The sequence below is a fragment of the Streptomyces sp. NPDC026206 genome (genome assembly GCF_040638465.1).
Classification (GTDB): domain Bacteria; phylum Actinomycetota; class Actinomycetes; order Streptomycetales; family Streptomycetaceae; genus Streptomyces.
In genome coordinates, this window is the sequence record NZ_JBEZYL010000001.1 from 671,891 (window position 1) to 697,942 (window position 26,052).

At 70.0% G+C, this 26,052-nt stretch carries 25 protein-coding genes; 23 read left to right on the forward strand and 2 right to left on the reverse strand.

The features are described 5' to 3' along the window. Nucleotides 1–374: 374 nt before the first annotated feature. The 19 genes from rho to AB0F13_RS03250 all read left to right on the forward strand — a co-directional run bounded on the left by rho (nucleotide 375) and on the right by AB0F13_RS03250 (nucleotide 19,369). Nucleotides 375–2,471 (forward strand): transcription termination factor Rho, encoded by a 2,097-nt coding sequence (rho, locus tag AB0F13_RS03160; protein WP_362074169.1) that lies wholly within the window; start codon nucleotides 375–377, stop codon nucleotides 2,469–2,471. A gap of 340 nt (nucleotides 2,472–2,811) precedes the next feature. Beyond that, complete coding sequence (locus tag AB0F13_RS03165) at nucleotides 2,812–3,930, forward strand: LCP family protein (protein ID WP_362074172.1); 1,119 nt, start codon at nucleotides 2,812–2,814, stop codon at nucleotides 3,928–3,930. Nucleotides 3,931–4,095: 165 nt separating this feature from the next. Continuing rightward, on the forward strand, nucleotides 4,096–4,320 hold the full coding sequence (gene rpmE, locus AB0F13_RS03170) for a 50S ribosomal protein L31 (RefSeq protein WP_215078378.1): 225 nt from the start codon (nucleotides 4,096–4,098) through the stop codon (nucleotides 4,318–4,320). A gap of 115 nt (nucleotides 4,321–4,435) precedes the next feature. Further along, the gene (prfA, locus tag AB0F13_RS03175; RefSeq protein ID WP_362074175.1) at nucleotides 4,436–5,527 is read left to right on the forward strand and encodes a peptide chain release factor 1; all 1,092 of its coding nucleotides are present in this window, start codon (nucleotides 4,436–4,438) and stop codon (nucleotides 5,525–5,527) included. A gap of 132 nt (nucleotides 5,528–5,659) precedes the next feature. Continuing rightward, nucleotides 5,660–6,505 (forward strand): peptide chain release factor N(5)-glutamine methyltransferase, encoded by an 846-nt coding sequence (prmC, locus tag AB0F13_RS03180; protein ID WP_362074178.1) that lies wholly within the window; start codon nucleotides 5,660–5,662, stop codon nucleotides 6,503–6,505. A gap of 65 nt (nucleotides 6,506–6,570) precedes the next feature. Next, nucleotides 6,571–7,218 carry an L-threonylcarbamoyladenylate synthase gene (locus AB0F13_RS03185; protein ID WP_362074181.1) on the forward strand — a complete coding sequence of 216 codons (648 nt, stop codon included), beginning with the start codon at nucleotides 6,571–6,573 and terminating at the stop codon, nucleotides 7,216–7,218. Beyond that, entirely contained in the window at nucleotides 7,215–7,868 is a 654-nt protein-coding gene (locus AB0F13_RS03190; RefSeq protein WP_362074184.1) for a protein-tyrosine-phosphatase, read from the forward strand. Before AB0F13_RS03185 ends, AB0F13_RS03190 begins: the two co-directional genes overlap by 4 nt. A gap of 73 nt (nucleotides 7,869–7,941) precedes the next feature. Then, nucleotides 7,942–9,267 (forward strand): serine hydroxymethyltransferase, encoded by a 1,326-nt coding sequence (gene glyA, locus AB0F13_RS03195; RefSeq protein ID WP_362074187.1) that lies wholly within the window; start codon nucleotides 7,942–7,944, stop codon nucleotides 9,265–9,267. 112 nt (nucleotides 9,268–9,379) lie between these two features. Beyond that, on the forward strand, nucleotides 9,380–10,693 hold the full coding sequence (locus tag AB0F13_RS03200) for an MraY family glycosyltransferase (RefSeq protein WP_362074190.1): 1,314 nt from the start codon (nucleotides 9,380–9,382) through the stop codon (nucleotides 10,691–10,693). A 273-nt stretch (nucleotides 10,694–10,966) separates the two neighbouring features. After that, on the forward strand, nucleotides 10,967–11,404 hold the full coding sequence (locus AB0F13_RS03205; protein WP_362074193.1) for a hypothetical protein: 438 nt from the start codon (nucleotides 10,967–10,969) through the stop codon (nucleotides 11,402–11,404). 264 nt (nucleotides 11,405–11,668) lie between these two features. Beyond that, nucleotides 11,669–12,481 (forward strand): F0F1 ATP synthase subunit A, encoded by an 813-nt coding sequence (gene atpB, locus AB0F13_RS03210; protein ID WP_362074196.1) that lies wholly within the window; start codon nucleotides 11,669–11,671, stop codon nucleotides 12,479–12,481. Between the two features lie 77 nt (nucleotides 12,482–12,558). After that, entirely contained in the window at nucleotides 12,559–12,801 is a 243-nt protein-coding gene (locus AB0F13_RS03215; protein WP_358627062.1) for a F0F1 ATP synthase subunit C, read from the forward strand. 39 nt (nucleotides 12,802–12,840) lie between these two features. Then, the gene (locus tag AB0F13_RS03220) at nucleotides 12,841–13,398 is read left to right on the forward strand and encodes a F0F1 ATP synthase subunit B (RefSeq protein ID WP_362074199.1); all 558 of its coding nucleotides are present in this window, start codon (nucleotides 12,841–12,843) and stop codon (nucleotides 13,396–13,398) included. Continuing rightward, a complete protein-coding gene (locus tag AB0F13_RS03225) occupies nucleotides 13,395–14,210 on the forward strand; it encodes a F0F1 ATP synthase subunit delta (protein ID WP_362074202.1) in 816 nt (271 codons plus the stop codon). The genes AB0F13_RS03220 and AB0F13_RS03225 overlap by 4 nt, the downstream gene beginning before the upstream one ends. A 142-nt stretch (nucleotides 14,211–14,352) precedes the next feature. Beyond that, nucleotides 14,353–15,924 carry a F0F1 ATP synthase subunit alpha gene (gene atpA, locus AB0F13_RS03230; RefSeq protein WP_362074205.1) on the forward strand — a complete coding sequence of 524 codons (1,572 nt, stop codon included), beginning with the start codon at nucleotides 14,353–14,355 and terminating at the stop codon, nucleotides 15,922–15,924. A gap of 2 nt (nucleotides 15,925–15,926) precedes the next feature. Next, nucleotides 15,927–16,847: a F0F1 ATP synthase subunit gamma gene (locus AB0F13_RS03235; protein ID WP_362074208.1), complete on the forward strand. Its 921-nt coding sequence runs from the start codon at nucleotides 15,927–15,929 to the stop codon at nucleotides 16,845–16,847. Next, nucleotides 16,848–18,290 (forward strand): F0F1 ATP synthase subunit beta, encoded by a 1,443-nt coding sequence (gene atpD, locus AB0F13_RS03240; protein ID WP_362074211.1) that lies wholly within the window; start codon nucleotides 16,848–16,850, stop codon nucleotides 18,288–18,290. It begins immediately after the preceding gene. Between the two features lie 129 nt (nucleotides 18,291–18,419). Then, nucleotides 18,420–18,797 (forward strand): F0F1 ATP synthase subunit epsilon, encoded by a 378-nt coding sequence (locus AB0F13_RS03245; protein ID WP_362074214.1) that lies wholly within the window; start codon nucleotides 18,420–18,422, stop codon nucleotides 18,795–18,797. A gap of 122 nt (nucleotides 18,798–18,919) precedes the next feature. Continuing rightward, on the forward strand, nucleotides 18,920–19,369 hold the full coding sequence (locus tag AB0F13_RS03250; protein WP_362074217.1) for a DUF2550 domain-containing protein: 450 nt from the start codon (nucleotides 18,920–18,922) through the stop codon (nucleotides 19,367–19,369). A gap of 48 nt (nucleotides 19,370–19,417) precedes the next feature. Here AB0F13_RS03250 and AB0F13_RS03255 read toward each other — a convergent pair whose 3' ends face one another. Next, nucleotides 19,418–19,999 (reverse strand): hypothetical protein, encoded by a 582-nt coding sequence (locus AB0F13_RS03255; RefSeq protein WP_362074220.1) that lies wholly within the window; start codon nucleotides 19,997–19,999, stop codon nucleotides 19,418–19,420. Between the two features lie 158 nt (nucleotides 20,000–20,157). On the opposite strand from AB0F13_RS03255, the gene AB0F13_RS03260 reads away from it, so the two are divergent. From AB0F13_RS03260 to AB0F13_RS03270, 3 genes are all read left to right on the forward strand, one after another. After that, nucleotides 20,158–21,360: a histidine kinase gene (locus AB0F13_RS03260; RefSeq protein ID WP_362074223.1), complete on the forward strand. Its 1,203-nt coding sequence runs from the start codon at nucleotides 20,158–20,160 to the stop codon at nucleotides 21,358–21,360. Then, entirely contained in the window at nucleotides 21,360–22,022 is a 663-nt protein-coding gene (locus tag AB0F13_RS03265) for a response regulator transcription factor (RefSeq protein ID WP_362074226.1), read from the forward strand. The genes AB0F13_RS03260 and AB0F13_RS03265 overlap by 1 nt, the downstream gene beginning before the upstream one ends. A 139-nt stretch (nucleotides 22,023–22,161) precedes the next feature. Continuing rightward, the gene (locus AB0F13_RS03270) at nucleotides 22,162–24,153 is read left to right on the forward strand and encodes a glycoside hydrolase family 18 chitinase (protein WP_362074229.1); all 1,992 of its coding nucleotides are present in this window, start codon (nucleotides 22,162–22,164) and stop codon (nucleotides 24,151–24,153) included. 98 nt (nucleotides 24,154–24,251) lie between these two features. Here the strand turns inward: AB0F13_RS03270 and AB0F13_RS03275 are convergent, their stop codons facing one another. Next, nucleotides 24,252–24,824, reverse strand: a complete 573-nt coding sequence (locus tag AB0F13_RS03275; protein ID WP_362074232.1) for a cob(I)yrinic acid a,c-diamide adenosyltransferase — start codon at nucleotides 24,822–24,824, stop codon at nucleotides 24,252–24,254. Between the two features lie 265 nt (nucleotides 24,825–25,089). Between AB0F13_RS03275 and AB0F13_RS03280 the strand changes: the two genes are divergently transcribed. Next, entirely contained in the window at nucleotides 25,090–25,938 is an 849-nt protein-coding gene (locus AB0F13_RS03280; protein ID WP_362074235.1) for a 3-hydroxyacyl-CoA dehydrogenase family protein, read from the forward strand. Nucleotides 25,939–26,052: the final 114 nt, after the last annotated feature.

Below are 26,052 nucleotides of genomic sequence, written 5' to 3' on the forward strand. Positions count from 1 at the left end.
GTTGCCGGTCTTGGAGAGGGGGAATGTTTGTGGGATCCGGTAGTGTTAACCTCAAGTCTGCACTCGAAGCCACATCGGCTCGGTGCGCTGTGTCCCGATCAGGGACCGCTTTTCTTCCGGGAGCCTCCCAAACTGCCTGAGCAGCCTGCCTGAGCAGATTCGAGCACGCTCCGGAATCGGCGTGGGCGACATGAGTGAAGCGTTATGTCGTGCCCTTCCCTCATTCTTCACGCCGGCACCAATGAACTGATTCTTCCGCCGTAACGCGGCGGACCACCGCCCCGGCCCGGTCCGCAATCCAGGACCGCAGCCGGACAGCACAACCGGTCGCCGAGCCAGACAGGCCGACGCCCGCTCCAGGGAAGGACCCCTTCGTGAGCGACACCACCGATCTGATGGGCGTGAACGCCGGCGCCGCCGGCAATGCCTCCGCGCCCGCCACGGACGCTCCCGCCGCGCCTGCCACCGGTGCTGCCAGCGCCCCCAAGCGGCGCCGCTCCGGCACGGGCCTCGATGCCATGGTCCTGGCCGAGCTCCAGCAGCTCGCTTCCGGCCTCGGCATCAAGGGCACCGCGCGGATGCGCAAAGGCCAGCTGATCGAGGTCATCAAGGAGAGGCAGGCCGGCTCCTCCGCCGCGCCCGCCAAGGCCGAGCAGGCCCCGGCGGCGGAGGCCGCCGAGACCAAGCCGAAGCGCCGTACGACCTCCAGGGCCCGTACGGGCGAGGCCGCTGCCGACAAGCCCGCCGAGAAGGCTGCGCAGCAGCAGATCGAGATCCCGGGCCAGCCGTCCCCCAAGCTCTCGGCTCCGGCCGAGCAGGGCGGTGCCCCCACCGACGAGGCCCCGGCCGGCGAGCGCCGCCGCCGGCGTGCCACCGCGGCCGCCGGCAGCCCCGAGCCGGCCGTGGAGAGCGCTGCCCGCGCCGAGACCCGCACCGAGGAGCGGGCCGAGGCGAAGGCAGAGGCCGCTGCGGACAGCGCCGAGGGCAAGGCCGCCAAGGGCGGCGAGCGCCAGGACCGCGGCGAGCGCGCCCAGAAGGGCGAGCGCCGTGAGCGCGGCGAGCGCGGTGAGCGCGGGGACCGTGGCGAGCGGGGCCAGCGCGACCGTGACCGCGACCGCCGTGGCAACCGTGACGGCGACGCCGGCCAGCAGCGCGGCGACCGTCAGCAGCAGCGTGACCGTGGTCCCCAGGGCGGCCCCCAGGGCGGCCCGCAGGACGAGGACGACTTCGAGGGCGGCCGCCGCGGCCGCCGTGGCCGCTACCGCGACCGTCGTGGCCGCCGCGGGCGTGACGAGGGCTTCGCCAGCGAGCCGCAGGTCTCCGACGACGACGTCCTGATCCCCGTCGCGGGCATCCTGGACATCCTCGACAACTACGCCTTCATCCGGACCTCCGGCTACCTCCCGGGCCCGAACGACGTCTACGTCTCCCTCGCCCAGGTCCGCAAGAACGGCCTGCGCAAGGGTGACCACGTCACCGGTGCGGTCCGGCAGCCGAAGGACGGCGAGCGGCGCGAGAAGTTCAACGCCCTCGTCCGCCTCGACTCGGTGAACGGCATGGCGCCCGAAACGGGCCGTGGCCGCCCGGAGTTCGGCAAGCTCACCCCGCTCTACCCGCAGGACCGCCTGCGGTTGGAGACGGACCCGGGCGTGCTGACGACCCGGATCATCGACCTGGTCGCCCCCATCGGCAAGGGCCAGCGCGGTCTGATCGTCTCGCCGCCGAAGGCCGGCAAGACCATGATCATGCAGGCGATCGCCAACGCGATCACTACGAACAACCCCGAGTGCCACCTGATGGTCGTCCTGGTCGACGAGCGTCCGGAAGAGGTCACCGACATGCAGCGGTCGGTCAAGGGCGAGGTCATCTCCTCGACCTTCGACCGCCCGGCCGAGGACCACACCACCGTTGCCGAGCTGGCCATCGAGCGCGCCAAGCGCCTCGTGGAGCTGGGTCACGACGTGGTCGTCCTGCTGGACTCGATCACCCGTCTGGGCCGTGCGTACAACCTGTCGGCCCCGGCCTCGGGCCGCATCCTGTCCGGTGGTGTCGACTCGACCGCGCTCTACCCGCCGAAGAAGTTCTTCGGCGCCGCGCGCAACATCGAGGACGGCGGCTCGCTGACCATCCTGGCCACCGCGCTGGTCGAGACCGGCTCGCGCATGGACGAGGTGATCTTCGAGGAGTTCAAGGGCACCGGCAACATGGAGCTCAAGCTCGACCGGAAGCTCGCCGACAAGCGCATCTTCCCGGCGGTGGACGTGGACGCGTCCGGCACCCGTAAGGAAGAGATCCTTCTCAACAGCGAGGAGCTCGCCATCGTCTGGAAGCTCCGCCGGGTGCTGCACGCGCTGGACTCGCAGCAGGCCGTGGAGCTGCTTCTCGACAAGATGAAGCAGACGAAGTCCAACGCCGAGTTCCTGATGCAGATCGCCAAGACCACGCCCTCCTCGGGCAACGGCAACGACTGATCCGCATCCGCACGGCAACAGCCTCCCCGTCACACCTGTGGCGGGGAGGTTTTGCCTTGCCGCCACTCACCCGCCCCCGGCCCGCCACCGCATCGTGATCTTCCCGTGACCTTTTGAGAGATGCGCCACAGCCGCGACGTCGGCCGCTGGCCGGATCAAAGGCCATCAATTGGCCGAAATCCCAGGTGGCGCCGGGCGCGAAGGCCGCACCGGCACCCTCGCGGCCAGCGAATTTCTAAGACGGTCCTCAGATTCCGCTGTGCAACCCTGTCGCAAGCTCACCCGTCTGGCAGACAGCAGGGGGTAGCCGGAAAGACACAGCGAAGGACTGAGGAGCGGCATGGCTGACGACAGCAGCAGTACGACGGCGGGTTCACCACGCCGCCGTGCCGGCGGTGGGCGCGGTCGCCGTCGCAAGCCACCGGTGCGCCGCAGGGGCCGGCGAATAGCCGCCTGGAGCGCCGCGGCCCTGGTCGTGCTCGGCGGCACGGGGGCGGGCTTCCTCTACTTCAAGCTCAACGGCAACCTCAGCAGCGTCGACATCAACGCGGCGCTGGGCAAGAACCGGCCGGAGAACATCGACAACGGCTCCCAGGACATCCTCGTCCTCGGCTCCGACTCGCGGGCCGGCGACAACGGCAAGTACGGCAGGGACGAGGGCAGCTCCCGCTCGGACACGGCGATGATCGTCCACGTCTACGCGGGTCACAAGGAGGCCAGCGTCGTGTCGATCCCGCGCGACACCATGGTCGGCCGCCCCGAGTGCACCACGCAGAGCGGCAAGAAGGTCCCGGCCGTCAGGCGCGCGCAGTTCAACGAGGCGTACTCCATCGGCGGCGCGGTGTGCGCGGTCAAGACCGTCGAGGCGATGACCGATATCCGCATGGATCACTACCTGGAGGTCGACTTCGCCGGCTTCCAGAAGCTGATCGACAAGCTGGGCGGGGTGAAGGTCACCACCACCAAGCCCATCCGCGACAAGGACAGCCACCTCAACCTCGACGCGGGCACCCACACCCTCGACGGCGAGCAGTCCCTCGGCCTGGTCCGGACCCGCAAGGGCGTCGGGGACGGCAGCGACCTCGGCCGGATCAAGCTGCAGCAGGCCTTCATCAAGGCCCTGCTGGAACAGGTCAAGTCCATCGGCCTCTTCACCAGCCCCACCAAGCTCTACGGGATCGCCGACACCGCCACCAAGGCGCTCACCACCGACCGCGACCTGAACTCCGTGGACAAGCTCTACAGCTTCTCCAACGGCCTCAAGGGCATCGGCTCGCAGGACATGCACATGGTGACGCTGCCCATCGGCGCGGACCCCCGCGACTCCGACCGGGTCGTGCCGCTCACCGTGCAGTCCGAGCAGGTCTGGCAGGCCCTGCGGAACGACCAGCGGATCCCGGAGTCCGCGATCAAGGACAGCGAGGGCACGAAGACCGGCGCCGACGACGTCGTCAAGTAGCCCCGCGCCCCCGCCGGGGCCGCCGGAGCGGCCCAGGGAATAACCGGCCCGGACCCCCCGTTTTGGGGGATACGGCCAGGACTGGCAGACTGGTACGTCGGCCCCGGTTCACGTAAGGCAACCCGCCTCTACGACCCGGAGCCCTCCCGAACCTAGGAGAACCCCTTGAAGCGCGACATCCACCCGGATTACGTCGAGACCCAGGTCAGCTGCACCTGTGGCGCCTCGTTCACCACGCGTAGCACTGTCGCCGACGGCACCATCCGTGCCGACGTGTGCTCCGAGTGCCACCCGTTCTACACGGGCAAGCAGAAGATCCTCGACACCGGTGGCCGTGTGGCGCGGTTCGAGGCCCGCTTCGGCAAGGCCGCCGGGTCGGCCAAGAAGTAGCGACCCGCAGGCGCCGGTCCTCGGTCGCCCAGTTTCGGCTGGGCGACCGGACCGGCGCTTTGTCGTCCAGCAGGAGGCCCGCGGGCCCGTCACTTCCAGCAGCTAGGGAAATTCGATGTTCGAGGCAGTCGAGGAACTGATCGGTGAGCACGCCGACCTCGAGAAGCGGCTCGCCGACCCCGCCGTACACGCGGACCAGGCCAACGCCCGCAAGCTCAACAAGCGCTACGCGGAGCTGACCCCGATCGTCGGCACCTACCGCTCCTGGAAGCAGACCGCGGACGACATCGGGACCGCGCGCGAGTTCGCGGCCGACGAGCCCGAGTATGCCGCCGAGTTCGCCAAAGAGGTCAGGGAGCTGGAGAAGCAGCGCGAGGAGCTCACCGAGAAGCTGCGCCTGCTGCTCGTCCCCCGCGACCCCAGCGACGACAAGGACGTCATCCTCGAGATCAAGGCGGGTGCGGGCGGCGACGAGTCCGCGCTCTTCGCCGGCGACCTGCTGCGCATGTACCTGCGCTACGCCGAGCGCGTGGGCTGGAAGACCGAGATCATCGACTCCACCGACTCCGAGCTCGGCGGCTACAAGGACGTCCAGGTCGCGGTGAAGACCAAGGGCGGCAATGGCGCCACCGAGCCCGGCCAGGGCGTCTGGGCCCGGCTGAAGTACGAGGGCGGTGTGCACCGCGTCCAGCGCGTGCCCGCCACCGAGTCCCAGGGCCGGATCCACACCTCCGCCGCCGGCGTCCTCGTCACGCCCGAGGCCGAGGAGATCGAGGTCGAGATCAACATGAACGACCTGCGGATCGACGTCTACCGCTCCTCCGGCCCCGGCGGCCAGTCCGTGAACACCACCGACTCCGCGGTGCGCATCACCCACCTGCCGACCGGTGTGGTCGCCTCCTGCCAGAACGAGAAGAGCCAGCTCCAGAACAAGGAGCAGGCCCTGCGCATCCTGCGCTCCCGGCTGCTCGCCGCGGCCCAGGAGGCGGCGGAGCAGGAGGCCTCGGACGCCCGCCGCAGCCAGGTCCGTACCGTGGACCGCTCCGAGAAGATCCGCACCTACAACTTCCCGGAAAACCGCATTTCGGACCACCGGGTCGGTTTCAAGGCGTACAACTTGGACCAGGTGCTCGACGGCGAGCTGGACCCCGTGATCCAGGCCTGCGTCGACGCCGACTCGGCGGCGAAGCTCGCTGCCGCGAGCTGACGGTGTTGGCGGTGCCGACGGTGCCGGCGGTGCCGACGGTGTTGGCGGTGCTGACGGTGCTGGTCAAGTGATGAAGAATCGAGCCCGTCCGGCCACTGAGGACGACCGGGGCGCCGACGCGAGAGGAACAACGTGAACCTGCTGCTAGCAGAGGTGGCGCAAGCCACTCAGCGGCTGGCCGACGCCGGCGTACCGTCCCCGCGCTTCGACGCGGAGGAGCTCGCCGCCTTCGTGCACGGCGTCAAGCGCGGTGAGCTGCACAACGTCAAGGACGCCGACTTCGACGCCCGCTACTGGGAGGCCGTCGCGCGCCGTGAGGCCCGCGAGCCGCTGCAGCACATCACCGGCCGCGCCTTCTTCCGCTACCTCGAGCTCCAGGTCGGACCCGGCGTCTTCGTGCCCCGCCCCGAGACCGAGTCGGTCGTCGGCTGGGCCATAGACGCCGTACGGGCCATGGACGTCGTCGAGCCGCTCATCGTCGACCTGTGCACCGGCTCCGGGGCCATCGCCCTGGCCCTCGCCCAGGAGGTGCCGCGCTCGCGCGTGCACGCCGTCGAGCTCGACGAGGGCGCCCTCGGCTGGGCCCGCAAGAACGTGGCGGGCTCCCGGGTCCAGCTCCATCACGGCAACGCCCTGGCCGCCCTGCCGGAGCTGGACGGCCAGGTCGACCTCGTGATCTCCAACCCGCCGTACATCCCGCTCACCGAGTGGGAGTACGTCGCTCCCGAGGCCCGCGACCACGACCCCGAGCTCGCGCTCTTCTCCGGCGAGGACGGCCTCGACACCATCCGCGGCATCGAGCGCACCGCGCACCGGCTGCTGCGGCCCGGCGGCGTCGTCGTCATCGAGCACGCCGACACCCAGGGCGGGCAGGTGCCGTGGATCTTCACCGAGGAGCGCGGCTGGGCCGACGCGGCCGACCACCCCGACCTCAACAACCGGCCCCGCTTCGCCACCGCCCGCAAGGCCACCCCGTGACGGCCCCGACGGCCCCGGCAGCCGGCCGACCCCAGGCAGAGACCCAGTACGAGGAGGTCCGTTAGATGGCACGGCGATACGACTGCAGCGACGCGACCGACCGCAAGACCGGTCTGCGCGAAGCGGCCGCCGCGGTCCGCCGCGGCGAGCTGGTCGTGCTGCCCACCGACACCGTCTACGGCATCGGTGCGGACGCCTTCAGCCGCGAGGCCGTCGGCGACCTCCTGCACGCCAAGGGCCGCGGCCGGGGCATGCCCTCGCCCGTCCTGGTCGGCTCCCCGAACACTCTGCACGGCCTGGTCACGGACTTCTCCGAGCAGGCCTGGGAGCTCGTCGACGCCTTCTGGCCCGGCGCCCTCACCCTCGTCGCCAAGCACCAGCCGTCGCTGACGTGGGACCTGGGCGAGACCCGCGGCACCGTCGCCGTGCGGATGCCGCTGCACCCGGTGGCCCTGGAGCTGCTCACCGAGTTCGGCCCCATGGCCGTCTCCAGCGCGAACCTCACCGGCCACCCGGCCCCGCAGAACTGCGACGCCGCGCAGGAGATGCTCGGCGACTCCGTCTCCGTCTACCTCGACGGCGGCTCCACGCCCGCCGATGTGCCGTCCTCCATCGTGGACGTCACCGGCAAGGTGCCCGTCCTGCTGCGCGCCGGCGCCATCAGCGCCGAGCAGCTGCGCGAGGTGGTACCCGAACTCGAGGTGGCGAATTGATCGCCCCGCAGGGGCGTGGCATAGCGGGACCGGACACCATCACCGACACTTTCCGCATCCTCCACGTCAGCACCGGCAACGTCTGCCGCTCGCCCATCACCGAGCGGCTGACCCGCCATGCCCTCAGCCACCGGCTCGGCGACCCCACCGCGGGCGGCCTGGTTGTGGAGAGCGCCGGTACCTGGGGACACGAGGGCGCGCCGATGGAGGCGCACGCCGCGACCGTCCTGGCCGACTTCGGCGCCGACGCCCACGGCTTCACCGGCCGTGAGCTCCTCGACGAGCACGTCATCCGCGCCGACCTCGTCCTGACCGCCACCCGCGACCACCGCGCCCAGGTCATCTCCATGGGCCACTCCGCGGGCCTGCGCACCTTCACGCTCAAGGAGTTCACCCGGCTGGTACGGGCCATAGACCCCGCCACGCTCCCCGACCCCGAGCAGGCCGGCGGGGTGGTCGACCGCGCCCGCGCCCTGGTGCAGGCCGCCGCCGCCCTGCGCGGCTGGCTGCTCGCGCCCAACGCGGAGGCCGACGAGGTCCACGACCCCTACGGCGCCCCGATCACCTTCTTCCGCTCCATCGGTGACGAGATCAACCAGGCCCTCGACCCGGTCGTCACCGCGCTCACGGGAGTCGCTTCCCGCTCCTGAGCAGCGACCGCGCGGCCCCGGGCCTACATTGGGTGGTGAGCCCATCGCACCCGCCCACAGCTCGGAGCCCGCGATGTCCGCCACCCCCCTCACCCCCGCGCGCGCCCGGAGCGCCGGCGCGGCCGAAGCCACGGCAACCGCGGAGCCGAGGCTGCCGCACCCCGCGTGGGGGCACGGCTTCGAGGCGCTGCTGCGGCAGGATCCCGAGCTCGCCGGGCTCCTCCTCGGCGAGGCCGAGCGCCAGGCGACCGGCCTGCAGCTGATCGCCGCCGAGAACTTCACCTCGCCCGCCGTGCTCGCCGCCCTCGGCTCCCCGCTCACCAACAAGTACGCCGAGGGCTATCCCGGCGCCCGCCACCACGGCGGCTGCGAGCTCGTCGACCTCGCCGAGCGCATCGCCACCGAACGCGCCAAGGCCCTCTTCGGCGCCGAGCACGCCAACGTCCAGCCGCACTCCGGCACCGCCGCCGTACTGGCCGCCTACGCCGCCCTGCTGCGTCCCGGCGACACCGTGCTCGCCATGGACCTGCACCACGGCGGGCACCTCACCCACGGCTCCCCGGCCAACTTCTCGGGCCGCTGGTTCGACTTCGTCGGCTACGGGGTCCGCGCGGACACCGGCCTCATCGACTACGACCAGGTGCGCTCGCTGGCCGGAAAGCACCGGCCCAAAGCCGTCGTCTGCGGCTCGACCTCCTACCCCCGCCACCCCGACTACGCGGCCTTCCGCGAGATCGCCGACGAGGTGGGGGCGTACCTGATCGTCGACGCCGCCCATCCCATCGGCCTGGTCGCCGGGGGAGCGGCGCCCAACCCCGTCCCGTACGCCGACGTGGTGTGCGCCACCACGCACAAGGTGCTGCGCGGGCCGCGCGGCGGGCTGCTGCTGTGCGGGGCCCGGCCGGCGGAGCAGGTCGACCGGGCGCTGTTCCCGTTCACCCAGGGCGGTGCCCAGATGCACACGGTCGCCGCGAAGGCCGTCGCCTTCGGCGAGGCGGCGACCCCCGCCTTCACCGCCTACGCCCACCAGGTCGTCGGCAACGCCCGCGCCCTGGCGGCCGCGCTGGCCGCCGAGGGCCTGGGCATCGTCACGGGCGGCACGGACACCCACCTCGTCGTCGCCGACGTCGCACCGCTGGCCCTGGACGCCGCCACGGCACGCCGCCGCCTCGCCGCCGCCGCGATCGTGCTGGACGTCTGCGGCCTCGCCCCCGGCGCCGCGCGCGGGCTGCGCCTGGGCACCGCGGCGCTCACCACCCAGGGCATGGGCGAGGCGGAGATGGCGCGGGTGGCGGCGCTGCTGGGGGCCGCGCTGCGGGGGGACGGGCGGGAGGGCGCGGTCCGTGCCGAGGTGGCGGATCTGGCCGGAAGGTTTCCGCCCTACCGGTCCCACATGTGATCATTTGAAACCACCTGGGCACGCAGCACGTCTTCTCCTGCATTCACGGATCCGGGGCGGACGCGAATATGGTGTGGGGCTGTGATGTCCGGCGCGATCCCTGGGGCAGCCCGTGCGTGAATACCTGCTGACGTTGTGCGTCACCGCGGCTGTCACTTATCTGCTGACGGGCCCGGTGCGCAAGTTCGCGATCCTGGCCGGCGCGATGCCGGAGATCCGTGCGCGCGACGTGCACCGGGAGCCGACGCCCCGCCTCGGCGGCATCGCCATGTTCGGCGGCCTGTGCGCGGGCCTGCTGGTGGCCGCGCACCTGCCGAACCTCCAGCACGTCTTCGAGCTGTCCAACGAGCCGCGCGCGCTGCTCTCGGGCGCGGGCCTGATCTGGCTGCTGGGTGTGCTGGACGACAAGTGGGGCGTGGACGCCCTCGTCAAGCTCGGCGGGCAGATGATCGCCGCCGGTGTGATGGTGCTGCAGGGCCTGACGATCCTGTGGATCCCGGTGCCCGGTGTGGGCACGGTCTCGCTGACGCCGATGCAGGGCACGCTGCTGACGGTCGCGCTGGTCGTGATCACCATCAACGCGGTGAACTTCGTCGACGGCCTGGACGGGCTGGCCTCCGGGATGGTGTGCATCGCGGCCGCCGCGTTCTTCTTGTACGCGTACCGGATGTGGTTCGGGCACGGCCTGGAGGCGGCCGCCCCCGCGACGCTCTTCGCGGCGATCCTGATGGGCATGTGCCTGGGCTTCCTGCCGCACAACATGCACCCGGCGCGGATCTTCATGGGTGACTCCGGCTCGATGCTGATCGGGCTGGTCCTGGCGGCGGGCGCCATCTCCGTCACCGGCCAGGTGGACCCGGACGCGCTCAAGCTGTGGGCCGGTTCGGAGCGGGCGGCCGTGCACACCATGGTGCCGGTCTACATCCCGCTGCTGCTGCCGCTGACGGTGATCGCGGTGCCGGTCGCGGACCTGCTGCTGGCGGTCGTGCGCCGTACGTGGAAGGGGCAGTCGCCGTTCGCCGCCGACCGGGGGCACCTGCACCACCGGCTGCTGGAGATCGGCCACTCGCACAGCCGCGCCGTGCTGATCATGTACTTCTGGTCCGCGCTGATCGCCTTCGGCGCGGTGGCCTACTCCGTGAACTCGGCGAGCGTGTGGATCCTGCTGCTGGTCGTCGCGCTCAGCGCGGTCGGCCTGGTGCTGCTGCTGATGCCGCGCTTCACCCCGCGCGCCCCGCGTTGGGCGGAGCGGTTCGTACCGCCCCGCTACCGCCGTCGTGCCGTCCCCGCGGCCGTCACGGGGGCCGTGGCGGCCGCGGAGGCCGAGGAGCGGCCGGAGCCCGTTCCGGCCGGTCTGCACGGCGCCACGGCCATCGGCGACCGCTCGCGTTTCTCCCAGCGTGGGAAGATCGGCAGTAATCACTGAACGGCCCGGAAGGGGGCGTTCAGCCATCCGCAATAGCAGACCAAAAGGCGCCCCGTCAGCCCCGTGACCAGCGCATTGACCCTTCCGTGTGACATGCGGCACACGATGTAGGTAAAGACCTCATCAAATAGTTTGTGATACCGTTCACGAAACCCGGTGCTAGAGCCGAAGGACCGTAGTGCGGCGGCCCTTCGTCGCGAGCCATGTCTCATCCCCGGGGATACGCTCGTCACGACGAATCGTTGCTTCCGACCTTCGCCGGAGAATCCCTTCATGCAGTCCAACGACGCCCGAACGCTTTTGCAGTGCGCCGTCCCGACCGCCGTTGCCGGCGTGGTCGCCGTCGCCGTCAGCTCGGTGCTCGCCGGTGGCAAGGGAGGGGTCGGCGCTGTTGTCGGCGTGGCCCTTGTCGGTGCTGTCATGGGCGTGGGGCTGATCATCCTGAACCGCACTGCGCGGCACCTGCCTCACCTGTTCCAGGCGATGGGCCTGTTGCTCTACACGACGCAGATCCTGCTCGTGGCGGTGTTCCTTCTGGTGTTCAAGCACACCACGCTGTTCAACACCAAGGCTTTCGCCTTCTCCCTGCTCGCCGCGACTCTCGTATGGATTGCGGCGCAGGCGCGCGCCTACATGAAGGCGAAGATCTTGTATGTGGATCCCGAGTCCGTAGACGCGAAGAAGTCCGCGCCGGCCGGGTCTCCGTCATGACCAGTAGGGCCGGGATAAATGCTCGCGTGCTCACCTGCTATCGTCCGGTGCCATCTGAGGTACAGCGGACGCAGGCAGCCGAATCCCCGGTTCTCACCGGTGAGGATCGGCTTCCCGTGCAGCTGACGCCTGCGATGACTTCCGGCCGCCGGCCGACCTGCCGCACCCCCATCCGTATGTCCAGTCCAGTGCCGTTCCGTGGCTGTGCGCCGCGCCGACACAACGAGGTTGCCGTACCTATGCGCCACGCTGAAGGAGCTCGCGGTGAGTGCTGACCAGACGCTGCTCGCCTTCGAGACCGATTGCCACATCTTCGAAGGGTGCGGCTTCCCGGCCCCAGGGCTCCACTCGTTCGTCTTCGAACCGATCTTCACTGTCGGCGGATTCGACTTCAACAAGCCGATGCTGCTCGCCCTGTTGGGCTCGATCGTCATCGTCGGCTTCTTCTGGGCGGCCTTCGGCAAGGCCAAGGTGGTGCCGGGCAAGCTCCAGATGATCGGTGAGGCCGGTTACGACTTCGTCCGGCGCGGCCTCGTCTATGAAGCCCTGGGGAAGAAGGAGGGTGACAAGTACGTCCCCCTCATGGTCTCCCTGTTCTTCTTCGTGTGGATCATGAACCTCTGGTCGGTCATTCCGGTCGCCCAGTTCCCGGTGACGTCGATCATTGCCTACCCGGTGGGCCTCGCCCTGATCGTCTACGTCCTGTGGATGTCCCTGACCTTCAAGAAGCACGGCTTCGTCGGTGGCTTGAAGAACCTCACCGGCTATGACAAGTCGCTCGGCGGGATTCTTCCCCTGGTCGTCGTGCTCGAGTTCCTCTCGAACGTGTTCATCCGGCCCTTCACCCACGCGGTCCGGCTCTTCGCCAATATGTTCGCCGGTCACATGCTGATCGTGATGTTCACCGTCGCCAGCTGGTACATGCTGAACGGCATCGGCATCGCCTACGCGAGCGCCTCGTTCGTGATGACCATCGTGATGACCGCCTTCGAGCTCTTCATCCAGGCCGTTCAGGCGTACGTCTTCGTCCTCCTGGCCTGTAACTACGTTCAGGGTGCGCTCTCCGAGCACCACTGAGTAGTCCTCCCGCTCCAGACCAACAGACGTCCGGTGGCCAACCCCCACCGGTCCGTGAAAGAGAAGGAAGAACCGGTATGTCCGCTCTCCAGACCCTTGCCGCCACCGACGCCGTCAGCGGCAACGTCGCTGCGATCGGCTACGGCCTCGCCGCCATCGGTCCCGGCGTCGGCGTCGGCATCATCTTCGGTAACGGCACCCAGGCCCTGGCCCGCCAGCCCGAGGCGGCCGGTCTGATCCGCGCCAACCAGATCATGGGTTTCGCCTTCTGTGAGGCGCTTGCACTGATCGGCATCGTCATGGGCTTCGTTTACAAGTAAACCGGCCCACGACCACCTTTTTCGACGAAAGGCACTGATGTGTACGCCCTGATCGCGTCAGAGGAGATGGAAAACCCGCTCCTCCCGCCGATTCCAGAGCTTGTCATCGGCCTTGTCGCCTTCCTCATCGTCTTCCTGTTCCTCGGCAAGAAGCTCCTCCCGAACATCAACAAGGTTCTGGACGAGCGCCGGGCGGCCATCGAGGGCGGCATGGAGAAGGCCGAGGCCGCCCAGGCCGAGGCTCAGCAGGTACTCGAGGACTACCGGGCTCAGCTCGCCGACGCCCGCCACGAGGCCGCGCGTCTGCGCCAGGAGGCGCAGGAGCAGGGCGTCGCGCTGATCGCCGATATGCGGTCCGAGGGCCAGCGGCAGCGTGAGGAGATCATCGCTGCCGGTCACGCCCAGGTCGAGGCCGACCGCAAGGCCGCCGCGGCCTCGCTGCGCCAGGACGTCGGCCAGCTGGCCATCGACCTGGCCGGCCGGATCGTCGGCGAGTCCCTCGCGGACTCCGCCCGCCAGAGCCGGACCATCGACCGCTTCCTCGACGCGCTCGAGGACAAGTCGGTTGACGTGACGAAGGCCGAGGCAAGCCGATGAGCCTTGCGAGCCGGGAGGCCCTGGCCTCCGCACGCGAGAGCCTCGACGCGCTGGCGGACAACACGTCCGTGGACGCGGCGAAGCTCGCCGAGGAGCTCACCGCCGTCACCGCGCTGCTCGACCGCGAGGTCTCGCTGCGTCGGGTCCTCACCGACCCGGCGCAGTCCGGCGAGGCCAAGGCCCAGCTGGCGGCGCGTCTGCTGGCCGGCCAGGTGGGCGACGAGTGCGCCGACCTGGTGGCGGGCATGGTCCGCTCCCGCTGGTCGCGCTCGCGTGACCTGGCCGACGCGACCGAGGAGCTGGCCAGTGCGGCCGACCTCGTCGCGGCCGAGCGCGCCGGCAGCCTGGACGACGTCGAGGACGAGCTGTTCCGCTTCGGCCGGATCGTCACTTCGAACCCGGGACTGCGTGCCGCGCTGACCGACAAGGTCGCGGACCGGTCCGCCAAGGCGGGCCTGCTGCGCGAGCTGCTGGGCGGCCGGGCCGACCCGGTCACCGAGCGCCTCGTCGTCCGGCTGGTGACCGCACCGCGTGGCCGTAGCCTGGAAGGTGGGCTGAACGCCCTCTCCAAGCTGGCCGCCGACCGCCGGAACCGCATGGTGGCCGAGGTCACGTCCGCGGTGCCGCTGAACGAGCAGCAGAGGCAGCGCCTCGGTGACGCGCTCGCCAAGCTGTACGGGCGGCGTGTCCACATCAACCTGGACGTCGACCCCGAGGTCCTCGGCGGCATCCAGGTGCGGATCGGCGACGAGGTCATCAACGGGACCATCGCGGACCGGTTCGCCGAGGCGGGCCGCCGGATGGCCGGCTGACCAGCCACCAACTCAAGAGCAAACTGACGGCCCGGGTTGGGTCGACGGTGTCCTCTGGGGGCCCGCAGCGCAGCTGCTGTGGGAGCAAGACCCCAGACCCCCAGAATTACTTCGGGCCCAACAAGGAGAGCAGGGAACCCAGATGGCGGAGCTCACGATCCGGCCGGAGGAGATCCGGGACGCACTGGAGAACTTTGTCCAGGCGTACAAGCCGGACGCGGCCTCGCGCGAGGAGGTCGGTACGGTCAGCGTTGCCGGCGACGGCATCGCGAAGGTCGAGGGTCTTCCCTCGGCCATGGCGAACGAGCTGCTGCGGTTCGAGGACGGAACCCTCGGTCTCGCCCTCAACCTCGAGGAGCGCGAGATCGGTGCGGTCGTCCTCGGCGAGTTCAGCGGCATCGAGGAGGGCCAGCCGGTGCAGCGCACCGGTGAGGTGCTCTCCGTCGCGGTGGGCGAGGGCTACCTCGGCCGCGTCGTCGACCCGCTGGGCAACCCGATCGACGGCCTCGGCGAGATCGCGACCGAGGGCCGCCGCGCCCTCGAGCTGCAGGCCCCCACGGTCATGGACCGCAAGTCGGTCCACGAGCCGATGGAGACCGGCTACAAGGCCGTCGACGCCATGACCCCGGTCGGCCGCGGCCAGCGTCAGCTGATCATCGGTGACCGCCAGACCGGCAAGACCGCGCTGGCCGTCGACACGATCATCAACCAGCGCGACAACTGGCGCTCCGGCGACCCGAAGAAGCAGGTCCGCTGCATCTACGTCGCCATCGGCCAGAAGGGCTCCACCATCGCGTCCGTGCGCGGTGCGCTGGAGGAGGCCGGCGCCCTGGAGTACACGACCATCGTCGCGGCTCCGGCGTCCGACCCGGCCGGCTTCAAGTACCTCGCGCCGTACACCGGCTCGGCCATCGGCCAGCACTGGATGTACCAGGGCAAGCACGTCCTGATCGTCTTCGATGACCTGTCGAAGCAGGCCGACGCCTACCGTGCCGTCTCCCTGCTGCTGCGCCGCCCGCCGGGCCGTGAGGCCTACCCGGGTGACGTCTTCTACCTGCACTCCCGCCTGCTGGAGCGCTGCGCCAAGCTGTCCGACGAGATGGGCGCGGGCTCGATGACCGGTCTGCCGATCGTCGAGACCAAGGCGAACGACGTGTCGGCGTTCATCCCGACCAACGTCATCTCCATCACCGACGGCCAGTGCTTCCTGGAGTCGGACCTGTTCAACGCGGGCCAGCGCCCGGCGCTGAACGTCGGTATCTCGGTCTCCCGTGTCGGTGGCTCCGCCCAGCACAAGGCCATGAAGCAGGTCTCCGGACGCCTCCGCGTGGACCTCGCCCAGTACCGCGAGCTCGAGGCGTTCGCCGCCTTCGGCTCCGACCTGGACGCCGCTTCCAAGGCCGCCCTGGAGCGCGGTAAGCGCATGGTCGAGCTGCTCAAGCAGTCGCAGTACGCGCCGTACGCCACCGAGAACCAGGTCATCTCCATCTGGGCCGGCACCACCGGCAAGATGGACGACGTCCCGGTCGAGGACATCCGCCGCTTCGAGCGCGAGCTGCTGGACTACCTGCACCGCGAGCACAAGGGCCTGATGACCAGCATCGTCGAGGGCGGCAAGATGTCCGACGACACGCTGCAGGCCGCTGGTGACGCGATCGCGTCCTTCAAGCAGCAGTTCGAGACCTCGGACGGCAAGCTGCTGGGCGAGGGCTGAGCATGGGTGCCCAGCTCCGGGTCTACAAGCGACGGATCAAGTCCGTCACTGCGACCAAGAAGATCACCAAGGCGATGGAGATGATCGCCGCCTCGCGCATCGTCAAGGCGCAGCGCCAGGTGGCAGCGTCCACTCCGTACGCCAGTGAGCTCACCCGGGCAGTGACCGCGGTTGCCACCGGCTCCAACACCAAGCACGCCCTGACGACCGAGGTGGAGAACCCGGTCCGGGCCGCGGTGCTGCTCATCACGAGCGACCGCGGTCTGGCCGGTGGCTACTCCTCGAACGCCATCAAGGCCGCCGACCAGCTCACCAGCCGCCTCAAGGCGGAGGGCAAGGACGTCGTCACGTACATCGTCGGCCGCAAGGGCGTCGCGTACTACGGCTTCCGTGAGCGTCCCGTCGTCCAGTCGTGGACGGGCTTCACCGACAGCCCGACCTACGCCGACGCCAAGAAGGTCGCCGGTCCGCTGATCGAGGCCGTCAAGCAGGACACGGCCGAGGGCGGCCTGGACGAGCTGCACATCGTCTTCACGGAGTTCGTGTCGATGATGACGCAGACGCCGGTCGACAAGCGGCTGCTGCCGCTGCGCCTCGAGGCGACGGCGGAGGAGGCCGGAGCGGCGAAGGACCAGATCCTTCCGCTCTTCGACTTCGAGCCGTCCGACGAGGGTGTGCTCGACGCGCTGCTGCCGCGGTACGTCGAGTCCCGGATCTACAACGCTCTGCTGCAGGCCGCCGCTTCCGAGCACGCGGCCCGCCGCCGGGCGATGAAGTCGGCGACCGACAACGCCGAAGATCTCATCAAGTCGCTCACGCGGCTTGCCAACGCGGCCCGCCAGGCCGACATCACCCAGGAAATCAGCGAGATCGTCGGTGGCGCCAGCGCCCTGGCCGACGCGACCGCGGGGAGTGACCGATAAATGACCACCACAGTTGAGACGGCCGCCGCGACGGGCCGCGTCGCGCGGGTCATCGGCCCGGTCGTCGACGTGGAGTTCCCCGTCGACGCCATGCCGGAGATCTACAACGCGCTGACCGTCGAGGTCGCCGACCCGGCCCAGGCCGGCGCGAAGAAGATCCTGACCCTCGAGGTCGCGCAGCACCTCGGCGAGGGCGTCGTGCGCGCCATCTCCATGGAGCCCACCGACGGCCTGGTCCGTCAGGCCTCCGTGACCAACACCGGCGACGGCATCACCGTCCCCGTCGGCGACGTCACCAAGGGCCGGGTGTTCAACACCCTGGGCAAGATCCTGAACGAGCCCGAGGCCGAGGCCGAGGTCACCGAGCGCTGGCCCATCCACCGCAAGGCCCCGGCGTTCGACCAGCTCGAGTCGAAGACCGAGATGTTCGAGACCGGCCTGAAGGTCGTCGACCTGCTGACCCCGTACGTCAAGGGCGGCAAGATCGGTCTGTTCGGTGGTGCCGGTGTCGGCAAGACCGTGCTGATCCAGGAAATGATCATGCGTGTGGCGAAGCTGCACGAGGGCGTTTCCGTCTTCGCCGGTGTCGGTGAGCGTACCCGTGAGGGCAACGACCTCATCGCGGAGATGGAGGAGTCCGGCGTTCTGGACAAGACCGCGCTGGTCTTCGGCCAGATGGACGAGCCCCCGGGCACCCGTCTGCGCGTGGCCCTGGCCGGTCTGACCATGGCGGAGTACTTCCGCGATGTGCAGAAGCAGGACGTGCTGTTCTTCATCGACAACATCTTCCGCTTCACCCAGGCCGGTTCCGAGGTCTCCACCCTGCTGGGCCGCATGCCCTCCGCGGTGGGTTACCAGCCGAACCTCGCGGACGAGATGGGCATCCTGCAGGAGCGCATCACCTCGACCCGTGGTCACTCGATCACCTCGATGCAGGCGATCTACGTCCCCGCGGACGACCTGACCGACCCGGCCCCGGCGACGACCTTCGCGCACCTCGACGCGACGACCGTTCTCTCGCGTCCGATCTCGGAGAAGGGCATCTACCCGGCGGTCGACCCGCTGGACTCGACGTCCCGCATCCTGGACCCGCGCTACATCGCGCAGGACCACTACGACTGCGCCTCCCGCGTCAAGGGGATCCTGCAGAAGTACAAGGACCTGCAGGACATCATCGCGATCCTCGGTATCGACGAGCTCGGCGAAGAGGACAAGCTGGTCGTCCACCGCGCCCGCCGTATCGAGCGCTTCCTGTCGCAGAACACCCACGCCGCGAAGCAGTTCACCGGTGTCGACGGTTCGGACGTGCCGCTGGACGAGTCCATCGCCGCGTTCAACTCCATCGCCGACGGTGAGTTCGACCACTTCCCGGAGCAGGCGTTCTTCATGTGCGGTGGCCTCGAGGACCTCAAGGCCAACGCCAAGGAGCTGGGCGTCTCCTGATCCACGGGCTCGCCAGAGCCCTGTGATCAGCGGCCCGGGGGCGGGGCACTCCCGCCCCCGGACCGTACGTCCCCTATTCTTTGACCCAACACCCGCCGTACCCGGCGGGTGGAGACCCGAGGAGCCACGTTGGCTGCTGAGCTGCACGTCGAGCTGGTCGCGGCGGACCGAAGCGTCTGGTCCGGCGAGGCCACTCTGGTCATCGCGCGTACCACATCGGGTGACATCGGCGTCATGCCCGGCCACCAGCCGCTGCTCGGTGTGCTGGAGTCCGGCCCGGTGACCATCAAGACCACCGACGGTTCCACCGTCGTCGCCGCGGTGCACGGGGGCTTCCTCTCGTTCGCCGACGACAAGCTCTCGCTGCTCGCCGAGATCGCGGAGCTTGCCGACGAGATCGATGTCGAGCGTGCCGAGCGGGCGCTCGAGCGCGCGAAGTCGGAGGCCGACGCGGCCGCCGAGCGTCGCGCGGATGTCCGGCTGAAGGCGGTCACGGGCGTTCGCTAGCCCGACCCGCTTCGAGTACGTCCCTCAGCCGCGGACCGGCCTGGAACAATTCCAGGGCGGTCCGCGGCTGAGGCCATAACGCAGGTGCGGTTGCTCTAGATGATGCGAGGAGGTCGGTGGAGATGATCCTCGCTCTGCTCGTGAGCGGCATCGTCGTGCTGCTGGTGCTGGTGGGGCTCTTCGTCTTCGGGCTGCGCAGGCGGCTCATCCAGCGGTCCGGCGGCACGTTCGACTGCAGCCTGCGCTGGAACGTCCCCGAGGACGACCCCGAGCCGGCGGGCAAGGGCTGGGTGTACGGCGTCGCCCGCTACAACGGTGACCGGATCGAGTGGTTCCGGGTCTTCTCGTACGCGTACCGGCCGCGCCGGACGCTGGAGCGGGACTCCATCGAGGTGCTGCGCCGCCGCATGCCGCAGGGCGAGGAGGAGCTGGCGCTGCTGTCGGACGCCATCGTCCTGGTCTGTGTGCACCGCGGCACGCACTTGGAGCTGGCGATGAGCGAGGACGCCCTGACCGGCTTCCTGGCCTGGCTGGAGGCGGCCCCGCCCGGGCAGAGAGTCAATGTCGCCTGATGCGGGCGTCTCTGAATGGGGGTCCCCCGGACGGAGTCCGGGGGAGGGTCAACGTCGCTCGATGAGCTCCGCGGCGTCGGATTTCGGGGCCTTGGCAGCCTTCGGCTCCTTGGGCCAGATCGTGTAGCTCAGCGCGATGATCACGTTGATGCCGACGACCCACAGCATGGTCGACTGCCAGTTCCGCAGCGAGCCGGTGTCGCCCGAGCCGCCCACGTACCAGATCGCCGCCTGCAGCAGGCCCGTCGCCACCGCGGCCGCCAGCACCCACCGCCCCGCGACCTTCCACTCGTGGACCGTGCGCGCCCTGCCGTACTTCGGCGGCTTCACCGGCGGCGGGCCCCCGGCGAAGCGGTGGGCGAAGCGCTGGTCCACCCACGTGATCGTGGAGTGGCCGAGGCCCGCCGAGTAGCCGATGTAGACGGCGGCCAGCCCGTGCTTCCAGTCCGCCTGGGCGCCGTTCCTCAGGTCCACCGCCGTGGCGATCAGCAGGACGAGCTCCAGCACGGGCTCCAGCAGCAGCACCGCGGCCCCCGTGCGGGGCATGCGGGCCAGGTAGCGCAGGCTCAGCCCCCCGGCCAGCAGCACCCAGAAGCCCACTTCGCAGATGACGATCAGCGTGACGATCACAGCTCTCTCCCTTCCTCGCTCCCAGCGTGACCGCCGCCACCGGCCCTTTCGTCGTCGCGCGTGAGGATTGCCGACTGCATCCTTCGATGTAGTCGCAGGCCGCCCCGCCGCCCAGGCAGGGGACGACCGTTCCGCTTGCGACGTGCTGTGATGGATCCATGCCGGTCCGCCTCCTCCGTCAGCCCCCCGATCGCGAAGCGATGCTCATCGGCGCGGCCGGGCTGCTCGGCGGGCTCCTGCTGTGGTTCCTGGGCCTGACCGGCGAGAAGGCCTGGTTCGGGCTGCCGAAGTGGCTGGCGCTGGTCGACCTGGTGGTGATGGCCGGGGCCGAGCTGCTGCGTCGCCGGGCTCCGCTCGCGGGCCTGGTGATCGGCACGTGCGCGGTGACGCTGGACATCATCACCGGCACGCTCGTCGCCACGATCGTGATGTACACCGACATCGTCTACGCGGCCGTGCTGTACGGGCCGCCGGCTGCGGCCCGCCGGATCCCGCGGACCTGCGAGATCCTCACCGCGCTGGTGACGCTGCTGGCCCTGATCGCGACGCGCAAGCCGGAGGCCCTGCTCCTCGGCACGGGCTTCGGAGTGATCACGGCCGCCCCCGCCTGGACCGCGGTGGGCGTCCGAAGGCACCGCGACCGTGCCGAGGCCGCCCGGCTGGAGGCCGAACGGACCGCGCTGCTGGCCGAGCTGGACCGGCGCGAGGCGGTGGGCGCGGAGCGCGCCCGGATGGCACGCGAGCTGCACGACATGGTGGCCGGGCACCTGTCGGCCATCGCGATCCACTCCTCGGCCGCCCTGTCGATCGACGAGCCGGAGGCGTCCCGTCAGGCGCTGGGCGTGATCCGCGAGAACAGCGTGCGGGGCCTCGCCGAGATGCGCCGGCTGATCGGCCTGCTGCGCGAGGAGGTGGGTGCGGACGAGCCCGCCGCCACCCCCACGCTCGACGGCCTCGACGCGCTGGTCTCACGGGCCCGCAGCTCCGTGGCGGACGACCGCTTCTCGTTCGCGCTGCGCGACGAGCGCGGCGGTGCGGCGCTGCCCGTGCCGGTGGAGCTGGCGGCGTACCGCATCGTCCAGGAGTCGCTGACCAACGCGGTCAAGCACGCGGCGCCGGGCGAGGTGACGGTGGAGCTGACCCGTGCCGGAGAGGGCGCCGGGCCGCTGACGGTACGGGTGGCCAGTGCGCTGGGCGACCACTCGGGCCCGCGGGCACCCGGCGCCGGGGCGGGCCTGGTCGGCATGCGCGAGCGCGTCGCGCTGCTGGGCGGGGAGCTGACGGCGGGACCCGTGGCGGATGGCGGCACGGTGTGGGAGGTACGGGCCGAACTGCCCGTCGGATGCGAGGAGAAGGTCTGATGACGGTCCGCGTTGTCGTTGCCGAGGACCAGGCCGCCGTGCGGTCCGGGCTCGTGCTCATCCTGCGCTCGGCACCCGGGATCGAGGTCGTCGGGGAGGCCGCCGACGGCGAGGAGGCCGTGCGGACGGCGCGGGAGCTGCGCCCGGACGTGGTGCTGATGGACGTGCAGATGCCGCGCCTGGACGGGGTGTCCGCCACCCGGCAGATCACCGGTGAGCAGCTCGCCGACGTGCTCGTGCTGACCACGTTCGACCTGGACGAGTACGTCTTCGGGGCGCTGCGTGCGGGTGCCGCGGGCTTTCTGCTCAAGGACAGCGAGGCCGGTGATCTGGTGGCGGCCGTACGGACCGTCGCGCGTGGCGAGGGCCTGATCTCCCCGGCGGTCACGCGCCGCCTCATCGCGGAGTTCGCCCGCCCCACGCCCGTACGCCCGCCGGGCGGCCCCGGTCCGGCCGTGCTGGAGGTGCTCACCCGGCGGGAGCGGGAGGTGCTGGCCCGGCTGGGGGAGGGGATGTCGAACGCGGAGATCGGGGAGCGGCTGGGGATGGCGGAGGCGACCGTGAAGACCCACGTCAGCCGGTTGCTGGGGAAGCTGGAGCTGCGCAGCAGGCTGCAAGCGGCCGTGCTGGCACGGGAGTTGGGTCTGGTCCAGACCTCTTGACCATTGGTACGGACCTTCTTACGCTCCCCCCACAACGCGCACCCCCCACCCTGTCCGGACCTCACCAGGGGAGCACCCCTTGAGCACAGGAACCTTGGGACGACGCAGACGCATCACTCGCATCTCTCGCATCAGAGCCGTGGTGGCCGCCCTCGGGGCGCTGCTGCTGCCGCTCGCCACCCTCGTCGGACTGGCGGCTCCGGCCCATGCCGCGGCCTCCGCGACGGCGACATTCGTCAAGACCTCCGACTGGGGGACGGGCTTCCAGGGCCAGTGGACGGTCAGGAACACCGGCACCACCACCCTCGACTCCTGGGCCGTGGAGTGGGACTTCCCCGCCTCCACCACGGTCGGTTCCTTCTGGGACGCCCTGGTCAGCACCTCCGGCAGCCATGTGACGGCCACGAACCGCGAGTACAACGGCACTCTCGCACCAGGCGCCGGCGTCACCTTCGGCTTCGTCGCCTCCGGCGACGGCGAGCCCGTCGGCTGCAGGCTCAACCGCGGCCCGTGCGACGGTTCGTCCGGGGGTGACAGCGTGCCGGGCGCGCCCGGCACGCCCCTCGCCACCGGAGTGGGCGCGGACAGCGTCTCGCTGAAGTGGACCGCCGCCACGGACGACAAGGGCGTCAAGGACTACGACGTCTACCGGGGCCCGACGAAGGTCGCCACCGTCGCCAAGCTCGCGTACACCGACACGGGCCTGAGCCCCGGCACCGAGTACCGCTACACGGTCGTGGCCCGCGACACGGCCGGCCAGACCGGCCCGGCCAGCGCACCGCTGACCGTACGGACCACCGGCGGCGGCGAGCCCCAGCCGGGCGGCGACTACATCAAGGCCGGCTACTTCGTGCAGTGGGGCATCTACGGCCGTGGCTACACCGTGAAGTCCCTGGACACCACGGGTGCCGCCGCCAGGCTGACCCACATCAACTACTCGTTCTCCAACATCGACCCGGTCAACCTCACCTGTCTCAACGGCGTCACCAAGGCCACCACCCCCAACCCCCAGGACCCCGGCCAGGGCGACGGCGCCGGTGACTCCTGGGCCGACTACGAGAAGGGCTTCGGCGCCGGCGAGTCCGTCGACGGCGTGGGCGACACCTGGGACCAGCCGCTGGCCGGCAACTTCAACCAGCTCAAGAAGCTCAAGGCCAAGTACCCCAAGCTCAAGATCAATATCTCCATCGGCGGCTGGACCTACAGCAAGTACTTCTCGGACGTCGCCAGGACCGACGCCTCGCGCCAGAAGTTCGTGAAGTCCTGCATCGACATGTACATCAAGGGCAACCTGCCGGCGACCGGCGGGCGCGGCGGCAACGGCGCCGCGGCCGGCATCTTCGACGGCTTCGACATCGACTGGGAGTGGCCCGGCTCCGAGGGCCACGCCGGCAACCACGTCTCCAAGGACGACAAGGCCGGCAACACGCTGCTCTTCGCGGAGTTCCGCAGGCAGCTCGACGCGCTGAGCGGGACGACCGGCAAGAAGTACCTGCTCACCGCCTTCACCCCGGCCGACCCCGCGAAGATCGACGCGGGCTGGGACATCACCACCAAGGACGGCACGCCCAGCGTCCTGGACTACATGGACTTCGCCAACGTCCAGGGCTACGACTTCCACGGCTCCGGCAGCGACAACAGCTGGGAGCCGAACCGCACCGGCCACCAGGGCAACCTCTACGCCGACGCCAAGGACCCGTACCCCACGAAGTTCAGCGTGGAACGGACCGTCCAGACCTACCTCGACGCGGGCGTCGACCCACGGAAGGTCGTGCTGGGCCTGGCCTTCTACGGCCGGGGCTGGCAGCAGGTCGCCGACGGCGGGGCCCGGGGAGTGTGGCAGGCCGCGGGCGGCGCGGCCCCCGGCCAGTTCCCCGAGGAGGCCGGCACCCGCGGCTACGACAATCTGCTGGCGTCCGTGCCGAACCTGACCGTCCACCACGACGAGCAGGCGGTGGCGACGTACGGCTACACCGGGCCCGGTGGCCAGTGGTGGACGTTCGACGACGCGTGGTCCATCGGGAAGAAGACCGCTTGGCTCAAGCCGAGGAAACTGGGCGGCGTGATGATCTGGGAGATGTCCGGCGACAGCGGCACGCTGATGACGGCCGTGGAGAACGGCCTGCGGTAGCGGTTGCCTCGCTTCGGCGGTCCTTCCCCTCCCCGCCCGCCGGACGGGCTGACATCCGGCCCGTCCGGCGATCGAGGACACCGCGGTGCCCCCCCCTGCTACCGGTTCTCGCCCGGTACCCACAGGATGTCGCCGAGCTCCTTGTTGGCCGTCCGCGCCAGGATGAACAGCAGGTCCGAGAGCCGGTTGAGGTACGTCGCCGTCAGGGGGTTCATGATGTCGGCGTGCAGCTCCAGCGCCGCCCACGTGGAGCGCTCGGCGCGCCGTACGACCGTGCAGGCCTGGTGCAGCAGTGCGGCACCCGGCGTGCCGCCGGGGAGGATGAAGCTACGGAGCTTCTCCAGGTCCTCCAGGAAGTGGTCGCAGTCCGCCTCCAGCTTGTCGATGTAGGACTGCTCGACGCGCAACGGCGGGTACTTGGGGTCCTCGACGACGGGAGTGGCGAGATCCGCCCCCACGTCGAAGAGGTCGTTCTGCACTCGTACGAGCACCTTGACGACCTCCGCGGGCAGCTGCCCCAGCGCGATGGCCACCCCGATCGCGGCGTTCGCCTCGTTCGCGTCGGCGTACGCCGCGATGCGGGTGTCGGTCTTCACGGTGCGGCTCATGTCGCCGAGGGCGGTGGTGCCGTCGTCACCGGTGCGGGTGTAGATACGCGTCAGATTGACCATGGGTCCGAGCGTAGTCACGGCACCGGCCCGATGGGGGAGCGGCGTGCCCGCGCCACACGAGGGCACGGTGCGGGCTGTGTGACCCCTGAGTCGCGAGGGGCCCAACTGCAGGGTGGGACCCGGCCCCTGGCCGTCTCAGTGTGATGTCCGTCATTCGGGACGTGACGCGCATCTCTTACTGCCCAACCGCGCGCTCACGGGCGCTAATCTCCGGGCGGAGAGCCGTAAATGAACAGATACATGCACAGGGAGTAAGGGGACAGCCGTGGCCAAGAAGCTCGCCGTCATCGGGGCCGGACTGATGGGCTCCGGGATCGCGCAGGTCTCCGCCCAGGCCGGGTGGGACGTCGTGCTCCGGGACGTCACCGACGCCGCGCTCACGCGCGGGACGGACGGCATCAAGGCCTCGTACGAGAAGTTCGTCTCCAAGGGCAAGCTGGAGGCCGCGGCGGCCGAGCAGGCGCTGGAGCGGATCACGACCACCACCGACCTGGACGCGGCGGCCGACGCCGACATCGTCGTCGAGGCGGTGTTCGAGGACATCGACACCAAGCGGGAGATCTTCCGCACCCTGGACGGCCTGGTGAAGGACGAGACGGTCCTGGCCTCCAACACCTCCGCCATCCCGATCACCAAGATCGCGGCCGCGACGTCCCGCCCGGAGCGGGTCGTCGGCACCCACTTCTTCTCCCCGGTGCCGATGATGCAGCTGTGCGAGCTGGTGCGCGGCTACAAGACCAGCGACGAAACGCTCGCCAAGGCCCGTGAGTTCGCCGAGGGCGTCGGCAAGACCTGCATCGTCGTCAACCGCGACGTGGCGGGTTTCGTCACCACCCGTCTGATCGCGGCCCTCGTCGTCGAGGCCGCCAAGCTGTACGAGTCGGGCGTGGCCAGCGCCGAGGACATCGACATCGCCTGCAAGCTGGGCTTCGGCCACGCCATGGGGCCGCTGGCGACCGCGGACCTGACGGGCGTGGACATCCTGATGCACGCCACGGGCAACATCTACACCGAGTGCCAGGACGAGAAGTTCGCCCCGCCGGAGATCATGCGCCGCATGGTGGACGCGGGCGACCTCGGCCGCAAGAGCGGTCAGGGCTTCTACCAGCACTGAGGTTGAACCGTCCACCGGGCTTCACCCTGTGGGGTGAATTCGGTGTCGGTTCGCTTACAGGCGGCAACTTTGTCGTGTGAGAGGCAGTCAGTTCTTTAGAGCCACACCCTCATC

Coding starts and splice junctions, on each gene's coding strand:
- AB0F13_RS03215 (WP_358627062.1), top strand. CDS start 12,559: ATGTCCGCTCTCCAGACCCTTGCCGCCACCGACGCCGTCAGCGGCAAC.
- AB0F13_RS03185 (WP_362074181.1), top strand. CDS start 6,571: ATGGCACGGCGATACGACTGCAGCGACGCGACCGACCGCAAGACCGGT.
- atpD (WP_362074211.1), top strand. CDS start 16,848: ATGACCACCACAGTTGAGACGGCCGCCGCGACGGGCCGCGTCGCGCGG.
- AB0F13_RS03235 (WP_362074208.1), top strand. CDS start 15,927: ATGGGTGCCCAGCTCCGGGTCTACAAGCGACGGATCAAGTCCGTCACT.
- AB0F13_RS03260 (WP_362074223.1), top strand. CDS start 20,158: ATGCCGGTCCGCCTCCTCCGTCAGCCCCCCGATCGCGAAGCGATGCTC.
- AB0F13_RS03225 (WP_362074202.1), top strand. CDS start 13,395: ATGAGCCTTGCGAGCCGGGAGGCCCTGGCCTCCGCACGCGAGAGCCTC.
- AB0F13_RS03265 (WP_362074226.1), top strand. CDS start 21,360: ATGACGGTCCGCGTTGTCGTTGCCGAGGACCAGGCCGCCGTGCGGTCC.
- atpA (WP_362074205.1), top strand. CDS start 14,353: ATGGCGGAGCTCACGATCCGGCCGGAGGAGATCCGGGACGCACTGGAG.
- AB0F13_RS03205 (WP_362074193.1), top strand. CDS start 10,967: ATGCAGTCCAACGACGCCCGAACGCTTTTGCAGTGCGCCGTCCCGACC.
- AB0F13_RS03275 (WP_362074232.1), bottom strand. CDS start 24,824: ATGGTCAATCTGACGCGTATCTACACCCGCACCGGTGACGACGGCACC.
- AB0F13_RS03250 (WP_362074217.1), top strand. CDS start 18,920: ATGATCCTCGCTCTGCTCGTGAGCGGCATCGTCGTGCTGCTGGTGCTG.
- glyA (WP_362074187.1), top strand. CDS start 7,942: ATGTCCGCCACCCCCCTCACCCCCGCGCGCGCCCGGAGCGCCGGCGCG.
- AB0F13_RS03165 (WP_362074172.1), top strand. CDS start 2,812: ATGGCTGACGACAGCAGCAGTACGACGGCGGGTTCACCACGCCGCCGT.
- prfA (WP_362074175.1), top strand. CDS start 4,436: ATGTTCGAGGCAGTCGAGGAACTGATCGGTGAGCACGCCGACCTCGAG.